The organism is Peribacillus sp. NPDC076916 (assembly GCF_050269675.1).
In the GTDB taxonomy this organism is placed as follows: Bacteria; Bacillota; Bacilli; order Bacillales; family DSM-1321; genus Peribacillus; species Peribacillus aracenensis.
Window position 1 is genome coordinate 942,543 of sequence record NZ_JBNNIU010000001.1, and the last position, 21,775, is coordinate 964,317.

General features: G+C 39.4%; 22 protein-coding genes, 1 pseudogene and 1 riboswitch. Of the genes and pseudogenes, 8 read left to right on the forward strand and 15 right to left on the reverse strand.

Translation table 11 applies throughout. The features are described 5' to 3' along the window. Positions 1-15: 15 nt before the first annotated feature. Positions 16-523: pseudogene (locus ACQKFG_RS04665) on the forward strand (DUF3231 family protein). Positions 524-615: 92 nt separating this feature from the next. On the opposite strand, the gene ACQKFG_RS04670 reads toward ACQKFG_RS04665, so the two are convergent. From ACQKFG_RS04670 to ACQKFG_RS04700, 7 genes are all read right to left on the reverse strand, one after another. After that, entirely contained in the window at positions 616-786 is a 171-nt protein-coding gene (locus tag ACQKFG_RS04670) for a hypothetical protein (RefSeq protein ID WP_427556640.1), read from the reverse strand. A 22-nt stretch (positions 787-808) separates the two neighbouring features. Next, positions 809-2,590 carry a phosphomethylpyrimidine synthase ThiC gene (gene thiC, locus ACQKFG_RS04675; RefSeq protein ID WP_427556643.1) on the reverse strand — a complete coding sequence of 594 codons (1,782 nt, stop codon included), beginning with the start codon at positions 2,588-2,590 and terminating at the stop codon, positions 809-811. A 135-nt stretch (positions 2,591-2,725) separates the two neighbouring features. Then, a riboswitch (TPP riboswitch) is annotated at positions 2,726-2,840 on the reverse strand. A 115-nt stretch (positions 2,841-2,955) separates the two neighbouring features. After that, the gene (locus ACQKFG_RS04680) at positions 2,956-3,744 is read right to left on the reverse strand and encodes an HAD family hydrolase (protein ID WP_427556646.1); all 789 of its coding nucleotides are present in this window, start codon (positions 3,742-3,744) and stop codon (positions 2,956-2,958) included. Positions 3,745-3,913: 169 nt separating this feature from the next. Continuing rightward, a complete protein-coding gene (locus ACQKFG_RS04685) occupies positions 3,914-4,447 on the reverse strand; it encodes a histidine phosphatase family protein (protein WP_192207912.1) in 534 nt (177 codons plus the stop codon). Positions 4,448-4,681: 234 nt separating this feature from the next. After that, positions 4,682-5,134 carry a hypothetical protein gene (locus ACQKFG_RS04690; protein ID WP_427556650.1) on the reverse strand — a complete coding sequence of 151 codons (453 nt, stop codon included), beginning with the start codon at positions 5,132-5,134 and terminating at the stop codon, positions 4,682-4,684. Positions 5,135-5,465: 331 nt separating this feature from the next. Continuing rightward, complete coding sequence (locus ACQKFG_RS04695) at positions 5,466-6,605, reverse strand: zinc-dependent alcohol dehydrogenase (RefSeq protein WP_427556653.1); 1,140 nt, start codon at positions 6,603-6,605, stop codon at positions 5,466-5,468. 156 nt (positions 6,606-6,761) lie between these two features. Next, a complete protein-coding gene (locus ACQKFG_RS04700) occupies positions 6,762-7,691 on the reverse strand; it encodes a glycerophosphodiester phosphodiesterase (protein WP_427556656.1) in 930 nt (309 codons plus the stop codon). A 620-nt stretch (positions 7,692-8,311) separates the two neighbouring features. Between ACQKFG_RS04700 and ACQKFG_RS04705 the strand changes: the two genes are divergently transcribed. Next, the gene (locus tag ACQKFG_RS04705) at positions 8,312-9,538 is read left to right on the forward strand and encodes an ATP-binding protein (RefSeq protein ID WP_427556659.1); all 1,227 of its coding nucleotides are present in this window, start codon (positions 8,312-8,314) and stop codon (positions 9,536-9,538) included. A gap of 61 nt (positions 9,539-9,599) precedes the next feature. Here ACQKFG_RS04705 and ACQKFG_RS04710 read toward each other — a convergent pair whose 3' ends face one another. Beyond that, positions 9,600-10,433, reverse strand: coding sequence for an ABC transporter permease (locus tag ACQKFG_RS04710; RefSeq protein ID WP_370662513.1), 834 nt, complete (start codon positions 10,431-10,433; stop codon positions 9,600-9,602). A gap of 22 nt (positions 10,434-10,455) precedes the next feature. Continuing rightward, entirely contained in the window at positions 10,456-11,214 is a 759-nt protein-coding gene (locus ACQKFG_RS04715) for an ABC transporter ATP-binding protein (RefSeq protein ID WP_427556774.1), read from the reverse strand. 389 nt (positions 11,215-11,603) lie between these two features. Between ACQKFG_RS04715 and ACQKFG_RS04720 the strand changes: the two genes are divergently transcribed. Continuing rightward, positions 11,604-12,593, forward strand: a complete 990-nt coding sequence (locus ACQKFG_RS04720) for an aliphatic sulfonate ABC transporter substrate-binding protein (protein WP_427556663.1) — start codon at positions 11,604-11,606, stop codon at positions 12,591-12,593. Positions 12,594-12,623: 30 nt separating this feature from the next. Further along, complete coding sequence (locus ACQKFG_RS04725; RefSeq protein WP_427556666.1) at positions 12,624-13,517, forward strand: TauD/TfdA dioxygenase family protein; 894 nt, start codon at positions 12,624-12,626, stop codon at positions 13,515-13,517. A gap of 185 nt (positions 13,518-13,702) precedes the next feature. Here ACQKFG_RS04725 and ACQKFG_RS04730 read toward each other — a convergent pair whose 3' ends face one another. The 4 genes from ACQKFG_RS04730 to ACQKFG_RS04745 form a co-directional block, all read right to left on the reverse strand. Continuing rightward, positions 13,703-14,290 carry a DUF6241 domain-containing protein gene (locus ACQKFG_RS04730; protein WP_349730374.1) on the reverse strand — a complete coding sequence of 196 codons (588 nt, stop codon included), beginning with the start codon at positions 14,288-14,290 and terminating at the stop codon, positions 13,703-13,705. A 414-nt stretch (positions 14,291-14,704) separates the two neighbouring features. Beyond that, positions 14,705-15,289, reverse strand: coding sequence for an ATP-dependent Clp endopeptidase proteolytic subunit ClpP (clpP, locus tag ACQKFG_RS04735; RefSeq protein ID WP_098370859.1), 585 nt, complete (start codon positions 15,287-15,289; stop codon positions 14,705-14,707). Between the two features lie 30 nt (positions 15,290-15,319). Beyond that, positions 15,320-16,027, reverse strand: a complete 708-nt coding sequence (locus tag ACQKFG_RS04740) for a sigma-70 family RNA polymerase sigma factor (protein WP_427556670.1) — start codon at positions 16,025-16,027, stop codon at positions 15,320-15,322. Between the two features lie 425 nt (positions 16,028-16,452). After that, positions 16,453-16,776, reverse strand: coding sequence for a hypothetical protein (locus ACQKFG_RS04745; protein ID WP_427556673.1), 324 nt, complete (start codon positions 16,774-16,776; stop codon positions 16,453-16,455). 374 nt (positions 16,777-17,150) lie between these two features. On the opposite strand from ACQKFG_RS04745, the gene ACQKFG_RS04750 reads away from it, so the two are divergent. Continuing rightward, a complete protein-coding gene (locus ACQKFG_RS04750) occupies positions 17,151-17,663 on the forward strand; it encodes a tyrosine-type recombinase/integrase (protein WP_192208150.1) in 513 nt (170 codons plus the stop codon). After that, the gene (locus tag ACQKFG_RS04755) at positions 17,654-17,848 is read left to right on the forward strand and encodes a hypothetical protein (protein WP_192207901.1); all 195 of its coding nucleotides are present in this window, start codon (positions 17,654-17,656) and stop codon (positions 17,846-17,848) included. The genes ACQKFG_RS04750 and ACQKFG_RS04755 overlap by 10 nt, the downstream gene beginning before the upstream one ends. Before the next feature lie 274 nt (positions 17,849-18,122). Here the strand turns inward: ACQKFG_RS04755 and glsA are convergent, their stop codons facing one another. Next, positions 18,123-19,064 carry a glutaminase A gene (gene glsA, locus ACQKFG_RS04760; protein ID WP_192208149.1) on the reverse strand — a complete coding sequence of 314 codons (942 nt, stop codon included), beginning with the start codon at positions 19,062-19,064 and terminating at the stop codon, positions 18,123-18,125. A gap of 446 nt (positions 19,065-19,510) precedes the next feature. Between glsA and ACQKFG_RS04765 the strand changes: the two genes are divergently transcribed. Together ACQKFG_RS04765 and ACQKFG_RS04770 are read left to right on the forward strand one after the other, a co-directional pair. Continuing rightward, complete coding sequence (locus ACQKFG_RS04765) at positions 19,511-19,717, forward strand: hypothetical protein (protein ID WP_427556676.1); 207 nt, start codon at positions 19,511-19,513, stop codon at positions 19,715-19,717. Positions 19,718-20,099: 382 nt separating this feature from the next. Beyond that, positions 20,100-20,390, forward strand: a complete 291-nt coding sequence (locus tag ACQKFG_RS04770; RefSeq protein WP_192207899.1) for a hypothetical protein — start codon at positions 20,100-20,102, stop codon at positions 20,388-20,390. A 577-nt stretch (positions 20,391-20,967) separates the two neighbouring features. On the opposite strand, the gene ACQKFG_RS04775 is transcribed toward ACQKFG_RS04770, so the two are convergent. Continuing rightward, complete coding sequence (locus tag ACQKFG_RS04775) at positions 20,968-21,492, reverse strand: hypothetical protein (RefSeq protein ID WP_427556679.1); 525 nt, start codon at positions 21,490-21,492, stop codon at positions 20,968-20,970. Between the last annotated feature and the right edge of the window lie 283 nt (positions 21,493-21,775).

The window sequence follows — 21,775 nt, forward strand, 5'->3', positions numbered from 1 at the left end:
TCAAAAAGGATGGTTATGGGAATTTTAAGCGGAAATCCGAAAGATGAGCCTATGCATTACGGAGAAGTATTTGGAACATGGGCATTTCTAACAACTACAAGGGTAGATTGCCTGTCATCAAACTATGCTTAATCAAACTGGCGACAAGGACCTGCATAAATTGCTTGTTGAAGTGATCAATCAAGGGAAACAGGAACATGACCAACTTGAATCATTATTAAAAGAAAATAATGTAGGACTGCCTCCCTCACCACCTGAAAGGCCTAAAGCTAACTTGGAGGATATTCCCGTCGGGGCACGTCTTCAAGATCCTGAAATCTCTACTTCAGTATCAATCGATATTAATGCAGGATTAGTTGCTTGCAGCCAAATGATGGGTCAATGCATCCGCGAAGATATTGCACAGATGTTTGCGCAATTCCATACGAATAAAGCTGCATTGGGTGCTGACTTCCTAAGATTGAATAAGGAAAAAGGCTGGCTTGTCCCCCCTCCTCTTCATATTAATAAAACAAGTATGTAAATAGTAATGAAAGATTCCCTTAATCATGTTTTGTGATTGAATGTCCAACATGATTAAGGGAATTAGATAATGAAAGGACAATTAAGGCATCACTACCATTGCAGACTTTCGATTAAGTGGCACTTTGTACACTGCTGACTATAATCATCGTTTACAAATTCATGATTACAATTCTCCCGAAAAATGTTCAGCTCTCTTTTCAGCTGTTCCAATTGATTTTCCAACTGTTTCATTTCAACTTTTATCTGGATTACCCGATTCATCGAATTCTCCCTCTCGTCGGAATCATTGATAGATTTCCCCGTCCGTTTTCCTGAATTCATTCGCTTTTTCTTTAAGCCCTTCATCGATTACCGACTCAAAACCCAGACCCTTTTCCTTCGCCAGATCACGGATGTCCTGGGAGATTCTCATACTGCAGAATTTCGGGCCGCACATTGAACAGAAATGGGCTGTTTTGGCACCTTCAGCAGGTAGAGTTTCATCATGATATTCGACCGCCCTTTCAGGATCGAGGGAAAGATTGAATTGATCTCTCCAACGAAATTCGAATCTAGCCTTCGAAAGGGCATCATCCCGTTTTCTTGCATGCGGATGGCCTTTAGCAAGGTCAGCTGCGTGGGCCGCAATTTTATAAGTTATGACCCCTACCCGAACATCCTCTTTATTCGGAAGTCCCAAATGCTCCTTCGGTGTCACATAACAAAGCATGGCAGTTCCAAACCATCCAATCATGGCAGCACCAATCGCTGAAGTGATATGATCGTATCCAGGAGCTATATCCGTTGTCAATGGTCCCAGAGTATAGAATGGCGCTTCTTGACAGACTTCCAGCTGCTTATCCATATTTTCTTTAATCAAATGCATCGGTACGTGACCAGGGCCCTCCACCATGACTTGAACATCGTGCTTCCAAGCAATCTTCGTCAGTTCCCCAAGTGTTTCCAATTCAGCAAATTGTGCCTCATCGTTTGCATCTGCAATGGATCCAGGACGAAGGCCGTCACCTAATGAGAATGAGACATCATACGCCTTCATGATTTCACAAATCTCTTCAAAGTGAGTATAGAGGAAACTTTCTTGGTGGTGGGCCAAGCACCATTGTGCCATGATGGAGCCCCCTCGGGAAACGATTCCCGTAACTCGCTTGGCTGTCATGGGGATGTATCGCAAAAGGACACCAGCGTGTATGGTGAAGTAATCGACACCTTGCTCAGCCTGCTCGATTAATGTATCCCGGAAAACTTCCCAATTTAAATCCTCCGCGACTCCATTCACTTTTTCCAATGCTTGATATATCGGAACCGTCCCAACTGGCACAGGTGAATTTCTGATAATCCATTCCCGGGTCGTGTGAATATTCTTTCCGGTGGAAAGATCCATTATATTGTCTGCACCCCATCGTGTAGCCCAAGTCATTTTCTCCACTTCAGCTTCGATCGATGAACTGACAGCCGAATTCCCAATATTCGCATTTATTTTCACATGAAAATTACGTCCGATGATCATGGGCTCACTTTCAGGATGGTTAATATTTGCTGGAATGATAGCCCGCCCGCTAGCTACCTCTTCCCTTACAAACTCAGGGGCCACATTTTCCCTGATCGAAATGAACTCCATTTCTGGAGTGATGATACCTTTACGGGCATAATGGAGCTGGGTTACGTTTTGCCCTTTCACTGCACGCAATGGTTTTCTTTTCAATCCCGGAAAAACGTCGGCATTGGATTGTGACTCAACTTTTTTATACCCGTTATCTTCGGGCTTTATTTCACGGCCATCATACTCTTCAACATCTTCCCGTTCCAGAACCCAGCTTCGTCTAATCGGGGCCAGACCTTTACGAATATCAATGGGATAATCTGAATCCGTATAAAAACCGCTTGTGTCATAAACTCGTAAAGGCGGATTCTCTTCTTCGCCGAATGACCCTGTAGTCGGACTTAGCTTAATTTCACGCATAGGTACTTTAATATCGGGTCTAGATCCTTCAGCATACACTTTTTTACTCCCGGCAAAACTGGACATAATTGAAACGTTCATGTCATTTACAGAATTACTCATCATGATTTCATTTCTCCTTTTTAAGTTCATTTAAAAAGGACAAAATCCAATCCATTTCGCACGAAAAAGCCAGATCTCATATTTAAGACCCGGCTAACGTTAGTATGACTACAGAAATGACCAATTGAAATGTCATTGTTTAGTAGATTCTAACTTCCCCACGCTGGTATGAACCAGATCAGGTCCTGAGGGTTAAGAAGCTTAAGCGCTTCTCTCTCAGCCCAACTTTTATTGGACACCCCTAGTCTGAATAATTTAATTGATTACAGGGTAACTATATATCACCCTTTTCATTCTGTAAATAATTTGAAAGACCTAATATTTTCATTACAACTCTCCAAAATCTGTTATTTGGAGAGGGCCATTAATTAATTCCCCAAGCTCTCAAGAATTGGGTAAAGCTCCTCTAAATGCTTGATTTCATAGGTTGGAATCACTTCATTCCGTTCCTTATCATGGCGATTTATCCAAACTGACTTTATGCCTACCCGTGATGCTCCAAGGATATCGGTCATTAAATTATCTCCGACCATCAATACTTCATCCTTATCAAGCTCCATGATTTCCAAAGCATGCTCAAAAATGGAGGCATCTGGTTTACCTCGTCCAAAAGCGCCTGAAATCACGATTTGGTCGAAATAAGGAACCAGTTCAGGCGTAATTTCAAGTTTGGTATTTTGCAGTTCAGGAGACCCATTCGTAAGCAATAGCAATTTGTACTTCCCTTTTAATTCATCGAGAACACGGAAGGACTCTTCATAGATAAATGGCTTTTTGCGTCTCTCGGCCGGGAATCGTTCTGCCAGTTCAAGCCCAAATTCCGGATCATCGATCCCTAATGCCTTCAAACCTCTCGTCCACGCTTCTTTCCGATAAGCCGGTGCAATCCCGGCCATCTTCCGGAATTCATCATGATCATCCTGAAAGTTTCCCCATAATCCCTCAAATGGGTTGATTCCGATCATTTGAGTGAATGCATATGTATCGTAAGAAGAATAAAGCTCACGTGCTTCCTTTCGCACAGCCTCTTCAAACTCGTCTACATTCAGGTCATATTTCGCCTTAGCCACTTCGCATGTGGCCACAAAAGCCTCTTTTACACTTTTCTGATCCCAAAGTAATGTATCATCTAAATCAAAAAAAACTGCCTTCAGCAAAATGTCCACCCCTCTTTCCCTATTATTGAATTCGCAAAAATTACACTATTACAATAATAAACCACAACCAATAAAAAAAGAATAACTATTCGGCAAATGCCTTCCTCTTTCTTAAAATAAGCAAAAATGACCTTCCCTTCCTAATGGGAAACCTAATATATTCCCTTTATCATCTTTCAAATACATAAAGCTTTCCATTACTGGCAATCTTGAACTTTGGACCTGTGAACCCCCGTCGTATCAGCTCTTTCCTCATATATACCATGAGGGCGGCATGACTCACGATCAGAACATCCCTGTCCCCTTTTGCTAAGACCTCATCCAATACTTTATTGATCCTTTGCTCAGCGATCTTAATTTCCGCCCTTGTCTGCTTGTTGATTACCGAGCAGCAGCGGATCCAGATGGCCCAAAGGATGAACGGCAGCTTAACCTTTCCTTTAAGTGGAGGGGAAGGTATTTCCCGCAGCTCCTCCATCCGATGAACCGTACCTGGATAGATATGTTCGGCTGTCTTGACAGCTCTCGACATATCACTGCAATAACATTCCTGCCATTCCTCCACACCGAATAAAGTCGTACCGTAAATGATATCCGCTGCATCATAATCCTCAAACCATTGCCTCATATCATCCGCCGTAACAGGTCTCCCAGTGGGAAATTCATGTGCCACCTTAAAATGCCGTACCAAACCAATTTTCATATATTCTCCTTTTTACCTTTTAAAATATACATTTCGTTTTCTTGTAAAAGTCCTTATCAATATATTACCCTATGTAAAACCATAAAAAAATGTATGTTGCAACCATAAAAAACCTTACTGATCTCTTCTTGACATTGTGTATGTTTAAAAACTCTTACGGATTGTGTCACTATCAGCATTTGATTATAATGGCATTGAAAAAAGAGAAAGCATTTCGCCTTCTCCAGTTTTGGTTTATTCTATGAATTGAAGTTCCGTTATCGTACATCTTTTCCTGAATTTATATTTCCCGCTCAAATCACTGAATTGATAATCATTGAGGGATTTCCCCAGTTGTTCCTTTAGCTTATCCACAGTGATTGATTCCTCAATTGTCTCTTTCCAATTTTCCTTTCCTATTAACTCTTCGAACGGAATTGTAGCCAAGACTTCATCATATATCTGGATACTTTGATCGATGCCGAAGCTGCCATAGATACTGCCATTTTCATCAGCAAAGATATGCTCCGATTCCAATTCTTCCACCAATACTTCTAGATATTCCTTTGACTTAACAGGCTTGATGGCAATCTCTGCTTCCGCCGTTACAGGTCCCAATCTCTTATCGACGATCTCTATCGTCAATTTAACGTGAACGGGCGGATACCCAAACCCTTCACAAAGTTCTGCTGCCGAATTATATACCATCTATACATCCTCCTTTTGTCACTATCATTATATAATAAAAATACTCCATCTCATTACCCAAACCCCTTATTCAAGTTCACTTGGCAATGCACCTTATTATTAAATCAACTCTTCTTTTTGAATCATATGCTCCTTCATCATCTGAAGGGTCAGTCGTCACATTTCCGGAAAAAATCAGTGTAATCCTGATTTCTTCCGTACAAAGGCATAATTATCATTCATATTTCACACCTCTTTTATACGTTTATCCATAATACACCATTAACCATTTGTGAACATATCCAAAAAGTCCAATGCAACTCCATGCATTGGACTTTTTATAAGCTTAAGATTAAGGCTTTAACACCACTTTAATGCATTCATCTTCGTGATCGTTAAAGATTTGATAAGCTTCACTCGCTTTTTCGAGAGGGACTTTATGGGATATGATTTCCGTAGGGTCGAACTTTCCATCCGTGATTTCATCAAAAAGCTTTGGCATGTAGTGAATGACAGGTGCTTGCCCCATTTTCAGGTTAATGTTCCTTTCAAATAAATTGCCTAATGGGAACATGTTATATTTGGATCCATATACGCCAGTCAGTTGGATCGTACCGAATTTACGTACGGCGTTAAGTGCAATCTCCATCGCGCTTAACGTTCCGCCCTGAAGTTTCAGCTTTTGCTCAATCGCCTCGATCGTTGATTTCTTGCCATCCATACCCACACAATCGATGACCACATCGGCCCCGCCTGAAGTGATTTCCTTAATGTAGCTGCCCATATCGTTATACTCGTCGAAGTTATACGCCTCAACCTTATTCATCTGTTTTGCCTTATTGAGCCGATAAGGAAGATTGTCGATTGCAATGACCCTTTTTGCACCTTTCATCCAAGCGAACTTCTGAGCCATCAAGCCTATCGGCCCACAGCCAAGCACCGCTACCGTATCATCTTTCTTGACGCCAGCATTCTCTACACTCCAATATGCGGTTGGCAGCACATCGGACATGAACAATAGTGCTTCATCTTCAAGCTCACATGACTCTGGTATGACAAACGGCATGAAGTTTCCATATGGGACCCTTAAATATTCAGCCTGTCCGCCTGGATAGTTCCCATATCGTTCCGTAAAACCAAAGTATCCGCCTGTATCCACCGCTTCATTTGGGTTGGAATTATCACATTGGCTCTCCATATCATGTTCACAATAATAACAGTGCCCACAAGAAATGTTAAAAGGCAGGACAACCCTGTCCCCTTTTTTCACCTTCGTTACTCCCGAACCCACTTCTTCAACGATGCCCATCGGTTCATGGCCAATGACATAATCCTTATGCGTGGGCAAAGCACCCTGATATATATGGAGATCGGATCCGCAAATAGCCGTTGAAGTCACTCGGACGATGATATCATCCTTTTGCTGCAGTTTCGGATCTTCAACTTGTTTTACCTGTATCTCTTTTGCTCCTTGAAAAGTGACAGCTTTCATAATCAACCTCCTAAAATATTTTTAATACATTTGTTATACCCGTCAAAAAAGACCGCTAAGCCTAAGACCACCCAATTTCCCCACTAATCATGCCCTTCAATACAAAAAAAGCCCCGGAAAACCGGGACTCACATATGAAGCAATTATATAGTAACCTTATAAACTCCCATTTTCATCGTGATTATCATGCTTGTACTCTCTTAGTACCTCGCTGAATACATCAGGATAATTAGTGAACAGCCCCGTTGCACCCCATTCAAGAGCCTTTTTCATATCCGCTCTATCATTTACTGTATATGGATGGAATTGAAGGTCATGACTGCGAACCATCTTCACATATTGTCCGTCAACCTTATTGAAGTTCGGGCCAACGCCAATTGCATATTCCTTAACGGATTCCAATTCTTCATCGGAAATGGTTGCTGGGTTCTTATAAGAATAGAGTTGCACAAGCGGTAACTTTGGATTCATGTCATGAACCTTCATAAGGCTTTCTTTACTGAACGATTGTATTAATACATTCTTGGTACGGCCTTTTGAATCCACCATTTTATATTCTTCTAGAACCTGCAGAAGTTCTTCTTCCATTCCTGGATATACTTCAGGGGACTTTGTTTCGATATAGTAATTGGCCTGCTTTCCGAACTTCTTAAAGACTTCTTCAAGAGTGGGAACCTTTGCCCCTTCATATACCTCTTTTGCCAATTGCGGATTTTGTTCATTGAACCATGAACCGGCCTCCAGTTTCTTGATTTCTGCCAGCGTTAAATCCTTCACCAGTCCTGTACCATTCGTTGTACGATCCACCTTTTCATCATGCATGGCTATCAATCTTCCATCCTTGGTCATCTGAAGATCGATTTCTATGTAGTCACCTTTCATTTGTTCTCCCAATTGATAAGCTGGAATGGTATGTTCAGGTGCATGACCAGAAGCTCCTCGATGTGCAATATTCACGATTTTCTTCTCATAAATAGATGAATTGGAATGATTTCCATTTGCAGCTGAGACCCCCATGGAAGTAGCTTGCAATATAAAGGCCGCACTCATCATACAAAAGCCGAATTTCTTTATATTCCTTTTCATTTTCCCTCTCCCCCTCCTATTATTACCATCATTTTAGAAGGGGAATGTGAATCTACAGCTAATATAATGTAAAGAAATCATATTTTAGTAAAAATGAGTAAAATAACCTATCAAACAATTACCCACGTGCATTCATAAACCCGCTAAAAGCCTCTCTTTCTAAAAAAAATCATACATAAAAAACGTGCTAAACATGGATACTGGTGATCCAATTAGAAAATATAAAAAGTTTCTTGGCATGTACATATTGAAATAGTAGAAAAAAACAGTCACCCAAATACCAACAACCAAATATTTTCAGAATCTCATTACTTAACTCCATTCTTCGCAGTCTTTAACGATTTCTTTATCGTTCATCCCCATTAGGGCTTGTTCTTTAAGTCTTACACATCCATACTAAACCAAAAACAACCCCTATAAAACCCATATATTAGATCAGATGTGCCAATGTTGACATACTAAGTGAGCATGGATAGATATGTTCCTAACTCCTTGACCTCCCCTTCCGGTACTATATAGAAAAAATATCGATGGCAACACCTATCTTTTTCTGATTTACAAAAAACTAGTATCATATTACTATTAAACAAACAAACAGAATATTAATATTAAGGGGAATTATGTTAAAAAATTATCAATATTATCAAAACAAACACCGATTTATACTGAAAGCATTCATGGCAATGATATCCCTTTTACTATTAGTTGGGATTTCTGTATCACCTATAAGTTGGAAAGATAATCCCTACGAGATGATATTGCAGGTCATTTTAATATCGGGGATGATAATTTCTCTGTTATTTTACTTAAAAACTGAAGTCAATTTTTATAAAACCCTATTCATTTTCTTAATTACTGTTTATTTATATGGAAAATTCTTGATATTTCCAGATACCGCAATCATGTTGGCTTTATTTGCTTTAGCACCCTTGATTCCCATTTTTCTCTTTGATAAAATCGGGTTTTATATTGTCGCCACTTTAAATTTCATATTAGGTCCCGCTTCCATCTTGATCATTTCAAAAACGGATTTTCAAAACACTTATGAATATGTCGCTTTGGATAGTTTCGGCAACACGCTTAATTTTATCGCCATACAAATCATATTGGTATTCGTATTCATAGGAACCAATAATAGGGTCGAATCCACAAATGCATTTCACAAGGAAATACAGCAGGCCAAGCAACTGAACTCAATCGGACAGCTCGCTGCCACCATTGCACATGAGATACGTAATCCGATTACAGTCGTGAAAGGGTTTGCCCAGTTATTGGACCAAGAGAAGGAACTGAATGAAACGGAAAAATTTTATGTACAGACCATACTCACAGAACTCGAATATACACAAGTGATAATCAATGATTATTTGTCTTTGGCAAAACCGCAAACGGATAATGTAGAGGTCATTCCTTTAAATTTCGAGATCCAAAAGATTTCCGATCTATTAACGAGTTTCGCCAATAATCGAAACATAGGCTTTCTCTTGGATTTCCGTGACGACCTGCACATTAACATGAGTCCCATCGAGCTTAAACAGATACTGGTCAATATCATAAAAAATGGAATTGAGTCAATGAACAATCCCGGATTCATCAAAGTGGAAACAGGGCAGGAAGGCACTATGGCAAAAATACGAATAACGGATACAGGAATGGGCCTCTCCAAAAAACAGCTTGAAATACTCGGTACCCCTTTTTATTCGCTTAAAGACAGGGGAACAGGTATCGGACTGACCGTTTGTTATTCCATCGTTCAAAAATACAAAGGGAAAATCGTGGTGCAGAGCGAATTGAACAAAGGGACATCCTTCACCATTTATTTGCCCTTACATAGAGAAATAGATTAAACAAACATTACCAAACAAGAAAAAGGATGACCTCCCAAAACCGAGCGGTCATCCTTTTCAATTAGGCTTTAAAACTATCTTGCCATTTCAGTAAATGATTTTCTAAAAAGCGGACAAACGAATCGGAGATTTTGCCAGCGACGGCAAAAATGATGATGCCTACGAATACGACGTCCGTCTGCATGAATGAACGGGCATCCTGGATCATGAAGCCCACTCCTCTATCCGCACCCAACAATTCAGCTACGACCAGGCACATCCAAGCCGCACTTAAGGCTAAACGGATACCAAGCAATATGTTTGGCAAAGCTGCCGGAATCATGAGCTTCGTTATTTGTTCCAGACGGCTAAACTCTAAGATTCTGGCAACATCGTATAGTTTTTTATCCACATTCCGAAGGCCCAAAAAAGTTTGTAAATATAGAGGAAAAAAAGCACCTAAAGCAATAAGCAGCACTTTGGATAGTTCACCAAACCCGAACCACATTATGAATAAAGGGGTAATCGCAAGTAAAGGAACCGTTCGTAACATTTGAATGCTCGGATTAAGATATTCTTCGGATTTTTTTTGCATGCCCACGATGACTCCTAGCAATAAGCCTAAAAAACCACCTAATGCAAAGCCAAGAAGAGCCCGCGTTAAACTGATTTGTAAATGCATGCCCATTTCCCCTGACCGAACGAGATCAATGAAAGTCGTGACGATCAATAAAGGAGATGAGAATAATTGAGCAGGCAGGATGCCAACCGAACCTAATGATTGCCATGCAATCAACACGACAACAGGAAGGAACGAACCCCGCAATGCTGATTTGGCAAGTTTGGATTGTTTTTTCGTTTTCCTCATGACAAGCGACTTGTTTTGAGCAACGGTCTGTGTAGACATATTTTTCATCCTTCCTTTTTTCAAAAATTAATTAAATGCTCCAATCTTCCCTTTCTTCCGGATGATGATCAAGTTGGGTTAAAATGACAGTCCTGAATTCCTGGAACGCTTTGCTTGTTCGAGTTCTTGGATATGGTAAATCGATTGGAACGATAGCTTTAATCCGTCCAGGCTTTGCCTCCATGACTACCACTTTGCTCGATAAAAAGATGGATTCATCAATATCATGGGTGACAAGCACCATCGTTGTCATATTCCTCTCCCATATTTCTAGTAAAGCCTCTTGAAGATGCGTTCGCGTGAAAGCATCCAATGCACCAAATGGCTCATCCAGCAATAAAACTTCAGGATTACGTAATAAGGCCCTGGCAATGGCAACACGCTGCGACATTCCACCGGATAATTGGCGTGGATACGCCTTTTCAAATCCTTTTAGCTTAACAAGTGAAATTAAAGCGTCCACCCTTTTTCTAATGTCCGTTTTTTTTAATGGAAGGTTACCTGCAATATTTTTCTCCACATTCAGCCATGGAAATAAGCGGTGCTCCTGAAAAATGAAACCACGGTCTTTAGAAGGGGCGCTAACCGGATGATCCCCTGCTATGATCGTGCCGTCAAAGTCTGAATCAAGCCCTGCGATCAGCTTTAATAGTGTGCTTTTCCCGCAGCCGCTCGGACCAATGATGGTGACGAACTCACCATTTTTGACGTGCAGATTTAAATTATCCAAAACATGGACACTTTCATTATCATTCTTAAATGTTTTGCTTACATGATTCATTTCTAACATCGCTACCAATAACCTCACCCTTTCTCAAATAAAAAAAATAGAGATCCAGCAATAAGGCACATATTGTCCCTTTGCTGAATCTCTAGTTAACTAGTCGATTCTATATTTCATTTTATATTAACTTATCGATTATTTATAATCAACACTCAATACCAATTTATTTTATCGGATTAATTAAAAAAGGAATTGACAGATTATTCTAACACCTGATAAGATGCATTCATACACAAATCCGCTTCACAAAAAACCAATTAAATATAGGTCATGTGAATCAACTGGACTACCGGAGATTCAATGGAGAGTAACCCTGCATACTCTTCGTTGAATCTCTTTTTGTCATTAATCTGACTATCCAGATGAGGTAAGTGTAATAAAAAAGGAGGGAATTCATGAAGGGATACCGTAACAAGTTAACCGCCATATTGCTTGCCATCATTAGCATTGCTGTATTGGCAGGTTGCAATTCCGATGCCGGCAAGGCTTCCGGGAAAAGTGATCCACTTAAAGTTCATATTGCCTTAAATGGAAAGATGGGGCCATTGGTCATTGCAAAGGAAAAGGGATTGTTCGACGAAGAGTTTTCTAAACTGGATGCCCAAATCGAGTGGAGTGAATTCCCGAGTGGTCCCCCGCTTTTGGAATCCCTCGCTTCCAATCGGGTTGACCTATCTTTTTTAGGGGATGGTGCACTGATTGCCGGAATTGATAAGAATCTGCCATTTGAAGTGATTGCACAAACGGGTCGAGGTGAGTCATCTGTCCGGATCCTGGCTCAGCCAGAAGGAGACATTAAGAAGATTGAAGACTTAAAGGGAAAAACGGTCGGTGTTGCCTCCGGGACAACAGGTCATGTGTATTTAATCAAGGCATTGAAAGCACATGGTTTAACGATTGATGATATTAAACTCATCAATTTACAACCGGATGATGCTCAATCCGCTTTTGAAACCAAACAATTGGACGCCTGGGCGATATGGAACCCTTATTACCTTAATAATATTAAAAAAGGGAATGCAGTCGCACTTAAAGTAAAAGAAAAAATATTAGCTCCTGGTGCAATCATTGCACGTAACGAATTTGCAAAAGCACATCCTGAAATTGTCGAGGCCTATTTAAAGGTTTATAAAAAAGCTGCCGATTGGCAAATTGCAAATCCAGATGAAGCCTCTGAAATTTATTCTAAAGAAACTAAATTGCCTGTGAGCACAGTCAAGAAAATAATAACGGCTGAAGAACCAAATATCTACTTTACCGATGATGCCATCAAGGCACAACAAGAATCAATCGATACTTTAGCTGGTGTGGGTTATATCAAGAAATCATTTAATTTTAAAAACCAGATCCACAATGAATACATTGATGCAGCCTTTAAAAAATAAAAAAACATACTTTATAGGAGGAGATTGATTATGACGGAAACTAAAACACAACAATTAATAGTGGTACCCGTAGCAGGAAGGATTGGTGCGGAAATTCAAGGAGTCCAATTAAGCGGAGACTTGGATTTAGCTATTTTCAATGAAATCAAACAAGCGTTAAACGATCATAAAGTCGTATTCTTCAAGGGTCAAAGTCATTTGGACGATGCCAGCCAAGAGGCATTTGCCAAACTATTGGGTGAACCTTATGCGCATCCTACAGTACCGGTCAAAGACAACACTAACTATATTTTCGAACTTGATTCCGAACGGGGCGCTAAAGCAAACCATTGGCATACTGATGTCACTTTTGTTCCAGAGGTCCCCAAATACTCTGTTTTAAGAGGTGTAACCATCCCTGATGTTGGAGGCGATACAGTATGGGCAAATACGAATAAAGCATATGAGGACCTGCCTGAGGGATTGAAGAATTTAGCGGATGAACTATGGGCGATCCATACAAATGAATATGATTATGCACAATTCAAACCAGCCGAAAACATTGATGATGAGGTTAAAAAGAAATATCGTGATATATTCGAATCGACCATTTATAAAACAAGGCACCCAGTCGTTCACGTGCACGCAGAAACCGGAAAAAGACATTTATTATTAGGTGGCTTTGCCGGCAGAGTGGAAGGATATACAACAAGTGAATCTGAAAGATTATTAAGCATCTTCGATTCATACGTCACGCGCTTAGAAAATACCGTGCGTTGGCAATGGAGTGAAGGGGACGTGGTCATTTGGGATAACCTAGCCACGCAGCATTACGCTATTGCCGATTACGGGGACCAGCACCGCGTCGTTCGCAGGGTCACAGTAGGAAAAGACGTTCCCGTAAACAAGGAGAACGAGTCTAGCACACTAATTATTAAGAAATAAAACTCATGTATAGAATGAAAGGTTCCATTGCTTGACTTCCCCATAAGCGAATGACTGAGTTGAATTGTAAACACTCAAACCTCCTGAGGAACTGGCCTTATTGCAGGAGGTTTAAGTGTTTTCTTTATTGAACGGATCTTATCAACTCGCCCTTTGATATATTCAGTACTTCCCTGCAAATGGCCTCACTTAAAATTCACTTCAATGAATTCAATCTCTTCTGCCGCACTTAATGTGCCATGGGCTTTTCCAACGGTGCCTTCTTTGTCTTCCCAAAAGAAGTTATGGTCCTGAACGATCGTGCTAAAATTAAAGTCCCGCCACCTGGCAGCAATGCCGAGCAATCTATCTCTATGCTGAAAATCACTTAAATCCACTATTTTATAAACCTCTTCTATAATCTTAGGGGACATCGGTATAGCTCCCCATTTATCTTGCGATCGAACTTTTTGATGAGTCATTTTATGCATGACGTCCATGACTTCCGTTTCGGTTGAGTCTCCATCAAGTCCTGTTTCAAATTCAATCCCATCATATATGGCTGTTTTCGCTTCAAGTTCCGCCGCTTTAGCTTTCGCTTCCCTCTGGGCTTTGATTTTCACATCCTCTCTTTCTCTTTCAATTTGTTCTTTGGTTTCCCTGGCTTCGATCTCCAGTTGTGCTTTTTCGTAATCATTGGAGTTTTCAATGATTTTAAAGGAAGCAATCCCCAACCCGAATAATGCCCCAACAAAGATTCCACTAATAAGTAAAACCTTTTGCGTTTTCTTCATAGAAACTTCCTCCAAGATATTGATAATGTTAGATAATATTTATTTTAACATATTAAATGGATGGACTATCCAGAAAAGGTAGACATCCAAAATCCTTATCTCAGCCCTTTTCAAAAAGAATTTCAGTAGTTTCAGATATCAATAATCACCCTGGGCACCCTTCTATTTTTTCACACATATGGAATGGTGGTCATATCTCTTCTTCCTCCTAAAATAATATTGGCTATGCGGCCATTGAGATGAAGCTACATTAGTGGATCCAAAAAAGTATTGGAACGAGGTATGGGGATTTGAAAATAAATATATGGAGTAATGTCGAAGGTAAAAAAGAAACTGCCGATATAGATATCTACAGTTTCTTTTCGTTTTCATCCAGCTTATTTTTGAGTTTACTGATGGCCTTTTTTATCAGGATTAATTATCTTGAACGATTATTTCATCGATTATACCGTAATCCTTCGCCTCTATTGCGCTTAAGAAGTAATCACGATCGGTGTCCTTCGCCACCTTTTCGATAGGCTGCCCAGTCCTTTCCGAGATGATTTGATTGATATGATCCTTTAGTTTCAAAATCCTTCGGGCAGAAATTTCAATTTCCGTGGCTTGCCCCCTCGCCCCACCAAGCGGTTGATGAAGCATGATTTCACTATTTGGCAAAGCGCACCGTTTCCCTTTCGTACCCGCCAATAAAAGCATGGCACCGAATGATGCAGCCATCCCCGTACATACAGTCCGGATATCAGGCTTAATATATTGCATCGTATCATAAATGGCGAAACCGGCACTGGTCGATCCCCCCGGACTGTTTATGAAAATGGTAATTTCCTTCTCAGGTGCATCTGCTGCCAAGAATAACAATTGAGCAACCACACTATTGGCTAAATGATCGGTGATTTCTTCCCCAATCATGATGATACGGTCTTTTAGAAGTCTGGAATAAATATCATACGAGCGCTCACCCTTGCCTGATTGCTCAATTACATATGGAATTGTGGTCATATCTCTTCTTCCTCCTATCAATGATATTGGCTATGCAGCCATTGAGAGTGTGTTTGAAGGAGTGAAGCTTGATTTGGAAAGAATCGAACGATTCATCAGTTTAGGAATCATCGATTCACTGTTCAAGGATTTGAAAGATGGGATGCTTCTAATGAGGATATCAGGATTCTGGGCTTTTAAAGCCTTAGTCATCAGGGACATGAGCCGCTGTTCCTCATCACCTTGCCAATCTTCCACACAAGACAACTTACGCTCTTCAGCCTCATCGGCAAAACGCTTTTTCACACGGTTCAAGATTGCCTTTACAGCCGTTTCCGTGGTGTGCAAATATTCTGATATTTCTTTTGTCCGATAGAGGAATCCTTCCTTTAACAGGAAAACAACAGCTTGTTTCGGGGTAAGTGACTTTATTATATATTCAACCGTTTCAAAGGCATTTTCCCCAACTGATCCCTGTTGTTCGGTATCCAACAGTTCGTCTAATGATTCTTTTTTCCTTTTTCGTATCGTATCAATCCAGGAATGGCGGGCTATCGTTTTCAATAAAGCCGTTGTTATCTCGGTTTTCTTACCATAGCCCTGCATTGCCTTCAATATCGTTTCCTGTGCCAAATCATCCCCATCCCAATTATTTTGGGTTAGGAATCGGCAAAACCGAAGCAATTCAGGATAGACTTCACGCAAGATCGCACCGTTATCCTTTTCTTCAGAAATATCTTCCCTTAACTTATTTATCATTTTTCTCACTCCTTCAACACCCTCTATCCTATAAACGTTTCAGAAAGTGAAAAAGATATGGGGGTGGAAAATTTTCCTTCATTCTTCATAATATTCTATTCCATTCTATCCATTGGATTTCCTTTCATACTAAAAACCTGTTTGGTCAAGATCCAAACAGGCCATTGTCAATGTTCTATATGCAACAAATATGGCCTCCCCCCTGCGTACCCGTTCGTCACCAATCATTTCGGCGAAGCCTTATTTTCCAAAACACTTATATTCCCGTGAATTCCACTCCGTTCCATTAAGCCACCAGCTTTTGGATGTCCCCCGCTCACGGAAATGTTCGGCTATATGTCCTTACCTTTTCGCTAAACCCTGATGTCCAGAATCCTTATTGTCCTGAACTTCAAATTTACGGTTGATCCATAGGAACTCTGCTGCTATTCCAAGTGTTCCATGCATTCAACCGTATATTCGCTAGGTTCCAGAACGTCTTCTTCAATACCAAACCAACTGGAGGTGCGACTCTCATTAGCACTATCTTTACAATAGTTCACCAAAGAACCTGCAGGCTTCTCTTCTTGATCGCTCGTCTTTTCAAAATTAACGGATTGCTCGTTATGACGCCCGCCGCTGTCTGTCTTTTCCTTCTCCAAGTCTGCGAACATGAACATACAGTAAAAAACCGCAACCATTATTGCCATAGTAAACACCCTTGACATTAAAGGCTGTAACTTTTTCAATATAACTAAACCTCTCTTCATGTTGGTTACCCCAATCCTGTTAAAGCATAATAAATTCAGAATGAATTAATTCATCTATTAAATATCCATCAAAACGCCAGTTTAGAAGAATATTCCTATAGATTCATTATATCAAGTTCCAGAAGTTTTTAATGCCATTATTCTGCCTTAATACGAATAAACAACTAAAATTCTCCTAACCGTGGACAGTCCAAAAAATTTCATTATACACATCACATTGACTTCCATCCTTTTCAAGTGTTACTCTTAAATTAATAAAAAAAGTATACATTCAAAACACTGATTCCATTAGCATGAAATAAGGGTGATCTCATTTGCCAAAAGAACATTTAATTGACGTTCAACCAATCAGATCATTGGAAAAATTAGATGATATGAAATGGTCACTGAAGAGACATTGCAGCGAGAGAGACTACATATTGTTTCTGTTAGGCATTAATACCGGCTTGCGTGTGTCTGATTTATTATCGCTGAAGATAAAGGACATTAAAGGTAAGATGGAGGTCATCATCAAGGAAGGCAAAACAAAAAAGCCAAGAATAATACAGCTTAATAATGTATGTAATGAATTGGCAGCTTATATAGCGACCATCGATGGTGAATGGCTATTCCCTTCACGCAAGGGCGATAAGCCAATTAGCAAGATTCAGGCTTACAGACAGCTTAATAAAGCAGCGGATATGGTGGACATCGAGGGCGTCGGTACCCATACCATGCGGAAAACTTTCGGGTACTGGCACTATAAACGAAGTAAGGACCTTGCTGAATTACAAACGATCCTTAATCATTCACATCCTGAAATTACACTAAAGTACATTGGGATTGCTGATGAAGGAACAGAGGACAGCTTAAATGATATTATGGGAGGACGGAAGAAATGTCACTGACTGAATACAATGCAAAATATGAATCCATCATTCGAAGCAATATTTCCGATAGGCAAAAGGCATTGAAATTAGCTGATTTAATGACCGATATGGAAGGCCACCTAAGAAATGACATCGGGGAACATCGAAATAAAGAGGTACATGCATTATATAAAAAAGTATCTCTCCTATCCAACTTGTTATGATCACCTTAAGACCCTTGCCGAATGTGCAGAGGTCCTTTTTTTGCCGTGAAAGTGAGTGATTTGTTCCTTTCAGGCTTTAGACTGAACCTCAATTGATAATCCTACTGTACCAATCGTATCAGATAGGCCTTTTCCTGTAAGACCACACCAAACAAACGAAAAAGCTCTTATTCCAAGCTTTATTCTCTCTCTTCTCTGACTCTCCTTAGCCAGACAGCATCCGAATGAAAAATAATTTGATTAATATCATCGCCCCACCGCTAATGGTCAAGGTTTAAAAATTAAACATACTTAAAGAATACTTTTTCGCCATCATTTCCAAGATTTTTATCCCCGCAACGCTGTTCCCCTTCTCATCCAGCGCTGCACCATAAATTCCAATCCCACATTTTCCGGGAACGGCCCCCATGATTCCCCCTGACACACCGCTTTTTGCCGGTATGCCCACATTTATGGCAAACTCACCTGATGCGTTATACATGCCGCAAGTGACCATGAATGTCTTGCAAATACGGGCAATATCCCCGGGGATGATTTGCTTTCCCGTCAATAAATCTTTCCCATTCATGGCCAGCACACAGCCTATCCTCGCCAAATCCTGACTATCCATTTCAATGGCACACTGCTTCGAGTACAATTCGATTAAGTCCTCCACATCCTCATTTATTACATTATGCTGCTTTAAAAAATAGCTTAACGACCTATTTAAGTCTGCTGTATTGTATTCTGACCGGGCTACATCTTCATTAAAACCAATCGTGGGGTTTTGAGTCAATTCCCGGATAAAATCTAAAATACGCTGAAATCGTTCATTCACACTATCACCTGCGATCATGTGGGTCACAGTCAATGCTCCTGCATTGATCATCGGATTTAACGGTTTGGATGGCTTGTTTGTCTCTAACTTGGCAATCGAATTGAAAGGGTCGCCGGTGGGTTCCTTACCTACATAGGAAAAGACATATTCCTCCCCTTTTTCCATTAATACGAGAGCAAGTGTCAAAACTTTCGATATGCTTTGCAGTGTCATTTTCCCACTTACATCCCCTGCACAATATCCTTTTCCGTCAGGATAGTAAATAGCAACAGATAAATCCCCAGGATTCGCCTTTTCAAGAGCCGGTATATAGTCTGCCACCTTTCCCATATTTGTATATTCTTTTGCCTGATCGACCAGTTGCTGTAACTCGTCATTGGACCTGCATTGACATCCCATATTGTTCACATTTTGCCGCCCCTTAGAAAATTTGTTATTTGAAGTGTTCTTAAATAGTGGTTTTTTATTTATTACCATATTTCATTGATATTATTTAGAAAAAGTACGAAGCGGAAAATAAATAGAAGTAAGGTTAAAAGAGCTAATTTCCTGGTTGATAACGGGACTAGTGCAACATGTCTCAATATGAACATTCTAACAACACAATGCAGAACATGATTCTGCATTGCTTTGGTCGTGTTAAAGACAAAGGAAAACAACAACATATACAGGCAACAGTCAAGCAGTAAGACAGCTAAGCTAACGCCATGTAAAAAAGTCAGGAACTTTAAAGAAGATTTAATTGAAAAAAGAAGGAATTAGACGTGCTCAGACGGAAATATAGACATACGAATATTATTAAGCTTTCATATGTCTTTCACACTTGATGGAAAGTAGGAAAAGCCATGGGGAAATCGAAGAGTTTACAAGAAATTTATAACGCCCACCGTCCAGAAAATAATGAACTATTCCGAGCGATACAACAGCATCTACAAATGAAGCATCCAGACAAACGAATGACAGCTACGAGAACATTGCAAATAATTGTGGCTGATAGTGTTTCATTCGGAGAGCTGCGTAATGTGGAAGCCCGCCTTCTTCACAGTCAATAAGGATCTGTTGTTTTACAAGCCTTCGATAATTTTAAACAAAGAAAGGAAATCATCAATGAAAGAATCTCTAAAAAAATTCTAAAACATTCTTCTTAATCGTGCCACTTGTGACATTGGCTTTTTGATGCTCAACCAGACCTATTAATCTAGCTTAAATCAACATGTCACATGTAAGTTGGTTCGTTTCATAAACTCAGCAGCATTCATTCCCAATCACTTTTGCCTTTGTAATAGCCTGTTTTCGTTTTATCAATTTGAGTACGGATTTACTTTCAATTAGTGAGTTAAAATGCTCATAAGATAAAGATTGACAACATTTTTATCGTGACTCATACTAGAAATGAATTAATGACAGAATATTAAGAATAGTGGAGGGGTAAGTATGAATAAGATTTTCGTTCCTAACGCAATCACCACTTTAACAAATCTTTTCTACAATTCGACTACAATGAATGAGTATTTAGCGATGAGAACCGCTCAATTCTACATTGAAGACCTGAAGCTACTGCAAGACGTGGAAGCTGTTGCCCTGGCAATCGAAAATCAAAATGCTTTCGCTTTAATGTCTAAATTTAAATTATTTGATTATAAGGCTGCCGAAGAAATTGAAATAGCACTATCCTCTTCTGGCTATACGGAAGCGGAGCTAAATGCAATCAATATTGAAATTTAAATTTATTGTTTTGGAACGAATGGGAGAGTTAATGCTCTTTCCATTCGTTTTTTATTTTCATCATTAGAACAAACGTACTCTATACTATTGCTGATCAAATAATTTTTAAATATTTCTTATCACTCCCCACAATATCTGTGGCACCTAAATTCATGTATCGCCTCCATTCTTGAGTGATGAAAAATCAATGCACAATAATCCCGCACATTATTTGTACATATGTTATAGTGCGCCATAAACACAAAAAAGCTTCACACAATTAAGTGTGAAGCTTTTTGTAATAGCGATTCTTCGCTATTCGTGATACCGGTGGCCGGGGTCGAACCGGCACTCCAGAGGAACACGATTTTGAGTCGTGCTAAAAACGTTAAATTTTCCCCTTAAGGAAAACGTTGAATTATTAAGGATTTTCACAAGAAAAATAAACTGATTCAAAAATATACCGTACGACTATATTATTTAAAAACACTATAGCAAATTCTAAAGACTTTTTCAAGGTAAATTGAAAAAAATACCAAACTATAAGGAGCAATATTCCTCACCTTTTACGATATAAAAAAACACCCAAGAAGGATGCTTAATTCTTATGTTCACTTTTAAAATAATTTTCTAACTCACTAAAAACCTCAATAACAGGACCATTATGTTCAATAAGTTTTTCTATTCCATCGTTATTATCCATATCTGAACTGTAATAGTATGATGTCTTATAATATTTATTTACATAATTCTCATACTTAGTCCAAGCATTTGTAATTAATTGCACCTCATGAGGTTCAAAATAACTTGATAAAACTTCTTTATCGATATCTAACTTTTTTGGCCCAGCAGTTATTTTATCATGTATTTTAGTATAATTCGTATCTGCTACAGCTTTATAAGCTTGGCTTGATTTTTCTAATATACCAGGTAGTAGTTGTGTCCTCATATTTAATTTAAATTCATTTTTCATCCGTTCTTCTTGCTTCTTAATCTCTTTATTTAATTCTAGGGTCGCTTCAGATAACTTATTGGTAGCTTCAGTAGCTCTTAGTACTCTATAACTAAAGTAACCTGTTAACAATATTCCTAACAACGCTATCCAGTCTCCTATATCAGGCATATAATCTCTCCATTCATAATAAAATAAAATTCGACAAAAGGAGCTATTTCCATCCTGCCTATCATGATTTATATTAACACTTAAGCTCGGGTCGCATTTTGTTAAATTCATTCTCAAATAATTGTACTTAATTCAACCTTATAATTTTTAGATCAGAATTTAGTATCCAAATCCCTTTATCAAAAGGACTATTTTGAAAATTTATTTTACTTTTTATGAATTCAATATCATATGTCCATGGAATAGGAGAAACCTGCCTCACCACTAATGCAACATTTTTCCC

Bases quoted from the DNA above. Each gene is read 5' to 3' on its own strand.
- ACQKFG_RS04725 (WP_427556666.1), top strand. From the start codon at position 12,624: ATGACGGAAACTAAAACACAACAATTAATAGTGGTACCCGTAGCAGGA.
- ACQKFG_RS04740 (WP_427556670.1), bottom strand. From the start codon at position 16,027: ATGATAAATAAGTTAAGGGAAGATATTTCTGAAGAAAAGGATAACGGT.
- ACQKFG_RS04770 (WP_192207899.1), top strand. From the start codon at position 20,100: ATGAATAAGATTTTCGTTCCTAACGCAATCACCACTTTAACAAATCTT.
- ACQKFG_RS04755 (WP_192207901.1), top strand. From the start codon at position 17,654: ATGTCACTGACTGAATACAATGCAAAATATGAATCCATCATTCGAAGC.
- ACQKFG_RS04705 (WP_427556659.1), top strand. From the start codon at position 8,312: ATGTTAAAAAATTATCAATATTATCAAAACAAACACCGATTTATACTG.
- glsA (WP_192208149.1), bottom strand. From the start codon at position 19,064: ATGGGATGTCAATGCAGGTCCAATGACGAGTTACAGCAACTGGTCGAT.
- thiC (WP_427556643.1), bottom strand. From the start codon at position 2,590: ATGATGAGTAATTCTGTAAATGACATGAACGTTTCAATTATGTCCAGT.
- ACQKFG_RS04695 (WP_427556653.1), bottom strand. From the start codon at position 6,605: ATGAAAGCTGTCACTTTTCAAGGAGCAAAAGAGATACAGGTAAAACAA.
- ACQKFG_RS04715 (WP_427556774.1), bottom strand. From the start codon at position 11,214: ATGTTAGAAATGAATCATGTAAGCAAAACATTTAAGAATGATAATGAA.
- ACQKFG_RS04775 (WP_427556679.1), bottom strand. From the start codon at position 21,492: ATGCCTGATATAGGAGACTGGATAGCGTTGTTAGGAATATTGTTAACA.
- ACQKFG_RS04700 (WP_427556656.1), bottom strand. From the start codon at position 7,691: ATGAAAAGGAATATAAAGAAATTCGGCTTTTGTATGATGAGTGCGGCC.
- ACQKFG_RS04685 (WP_192207912.1), bottom strand. From the start codon at position 4,447: ATGAAAATTGGTTTGGTACGGCATTTTAAGGTGGCACATGAATTTCCC.
- clpP (WP_098370859.1), bottom strand. From the start codon at position 15,289: ATGACCACAATTCCATATGTAATTGAGCAATCAGGCAAGGGTGAGCGC.
- ACQKFG_RS04690 (WP_427556650.1), bottom strand. From the start codon at position 5,134: ATGGTATATAATTCGGCAGCAGAACTTTGTGAAGGGTTTGGGTATCCG.
- ACQKFG_RS04720 (WP_427556663.1), top strand. From the start codon at position 11,604: ATGAAGGGATACCGTAACAAGTTAACCGCCATATTGCTTGCCATCATT.
- ACQKFG_RS04730 (WP_349730374.1), bottom strand. From the start codon at position 14,290: ATGAAGAAAACGCAAAAGGTTTTACTTATTAGTGGAATCTTTGTTGGG.
- ACQKFG_RS04670 (WP_427556640.1), bottom strand. From the start codon at position 786: ATGAATCGGGTAATCCAGATAAAAGTTGAAATGAAACAGTTGGAAAAT.
- ACQKFG_RS04750 (WP_192208150.1), top strand. From the start codon at position 17,151: ATGAAATGGTCACTGAAGAGACATTGCAGCGAGAGAGACTACATATTG.
- ACQKFG_RS04710 (WP_370662513.1), bottom strand. From the start codon at position 10,433: ATGAAAAATATGTCTACACAGACCGTTGCTCAAAACAAGTCGCTTGTC.
- ACQKFG_RS04765 (WP_427556676.1), top strand. From the start codon at position 19,511: ATGGGGAAATCGAAGAGTTTACAAGAAATTTATAACGCCCACCGTCCA.
- ACQKFG_RS04745 (WP_427556673.1), bottom strand. From the start codon at position 16,776: ATGAAGAGAGGTTTAGTTATATTGAAAAAGTTACAGCCTTTAATGTCA.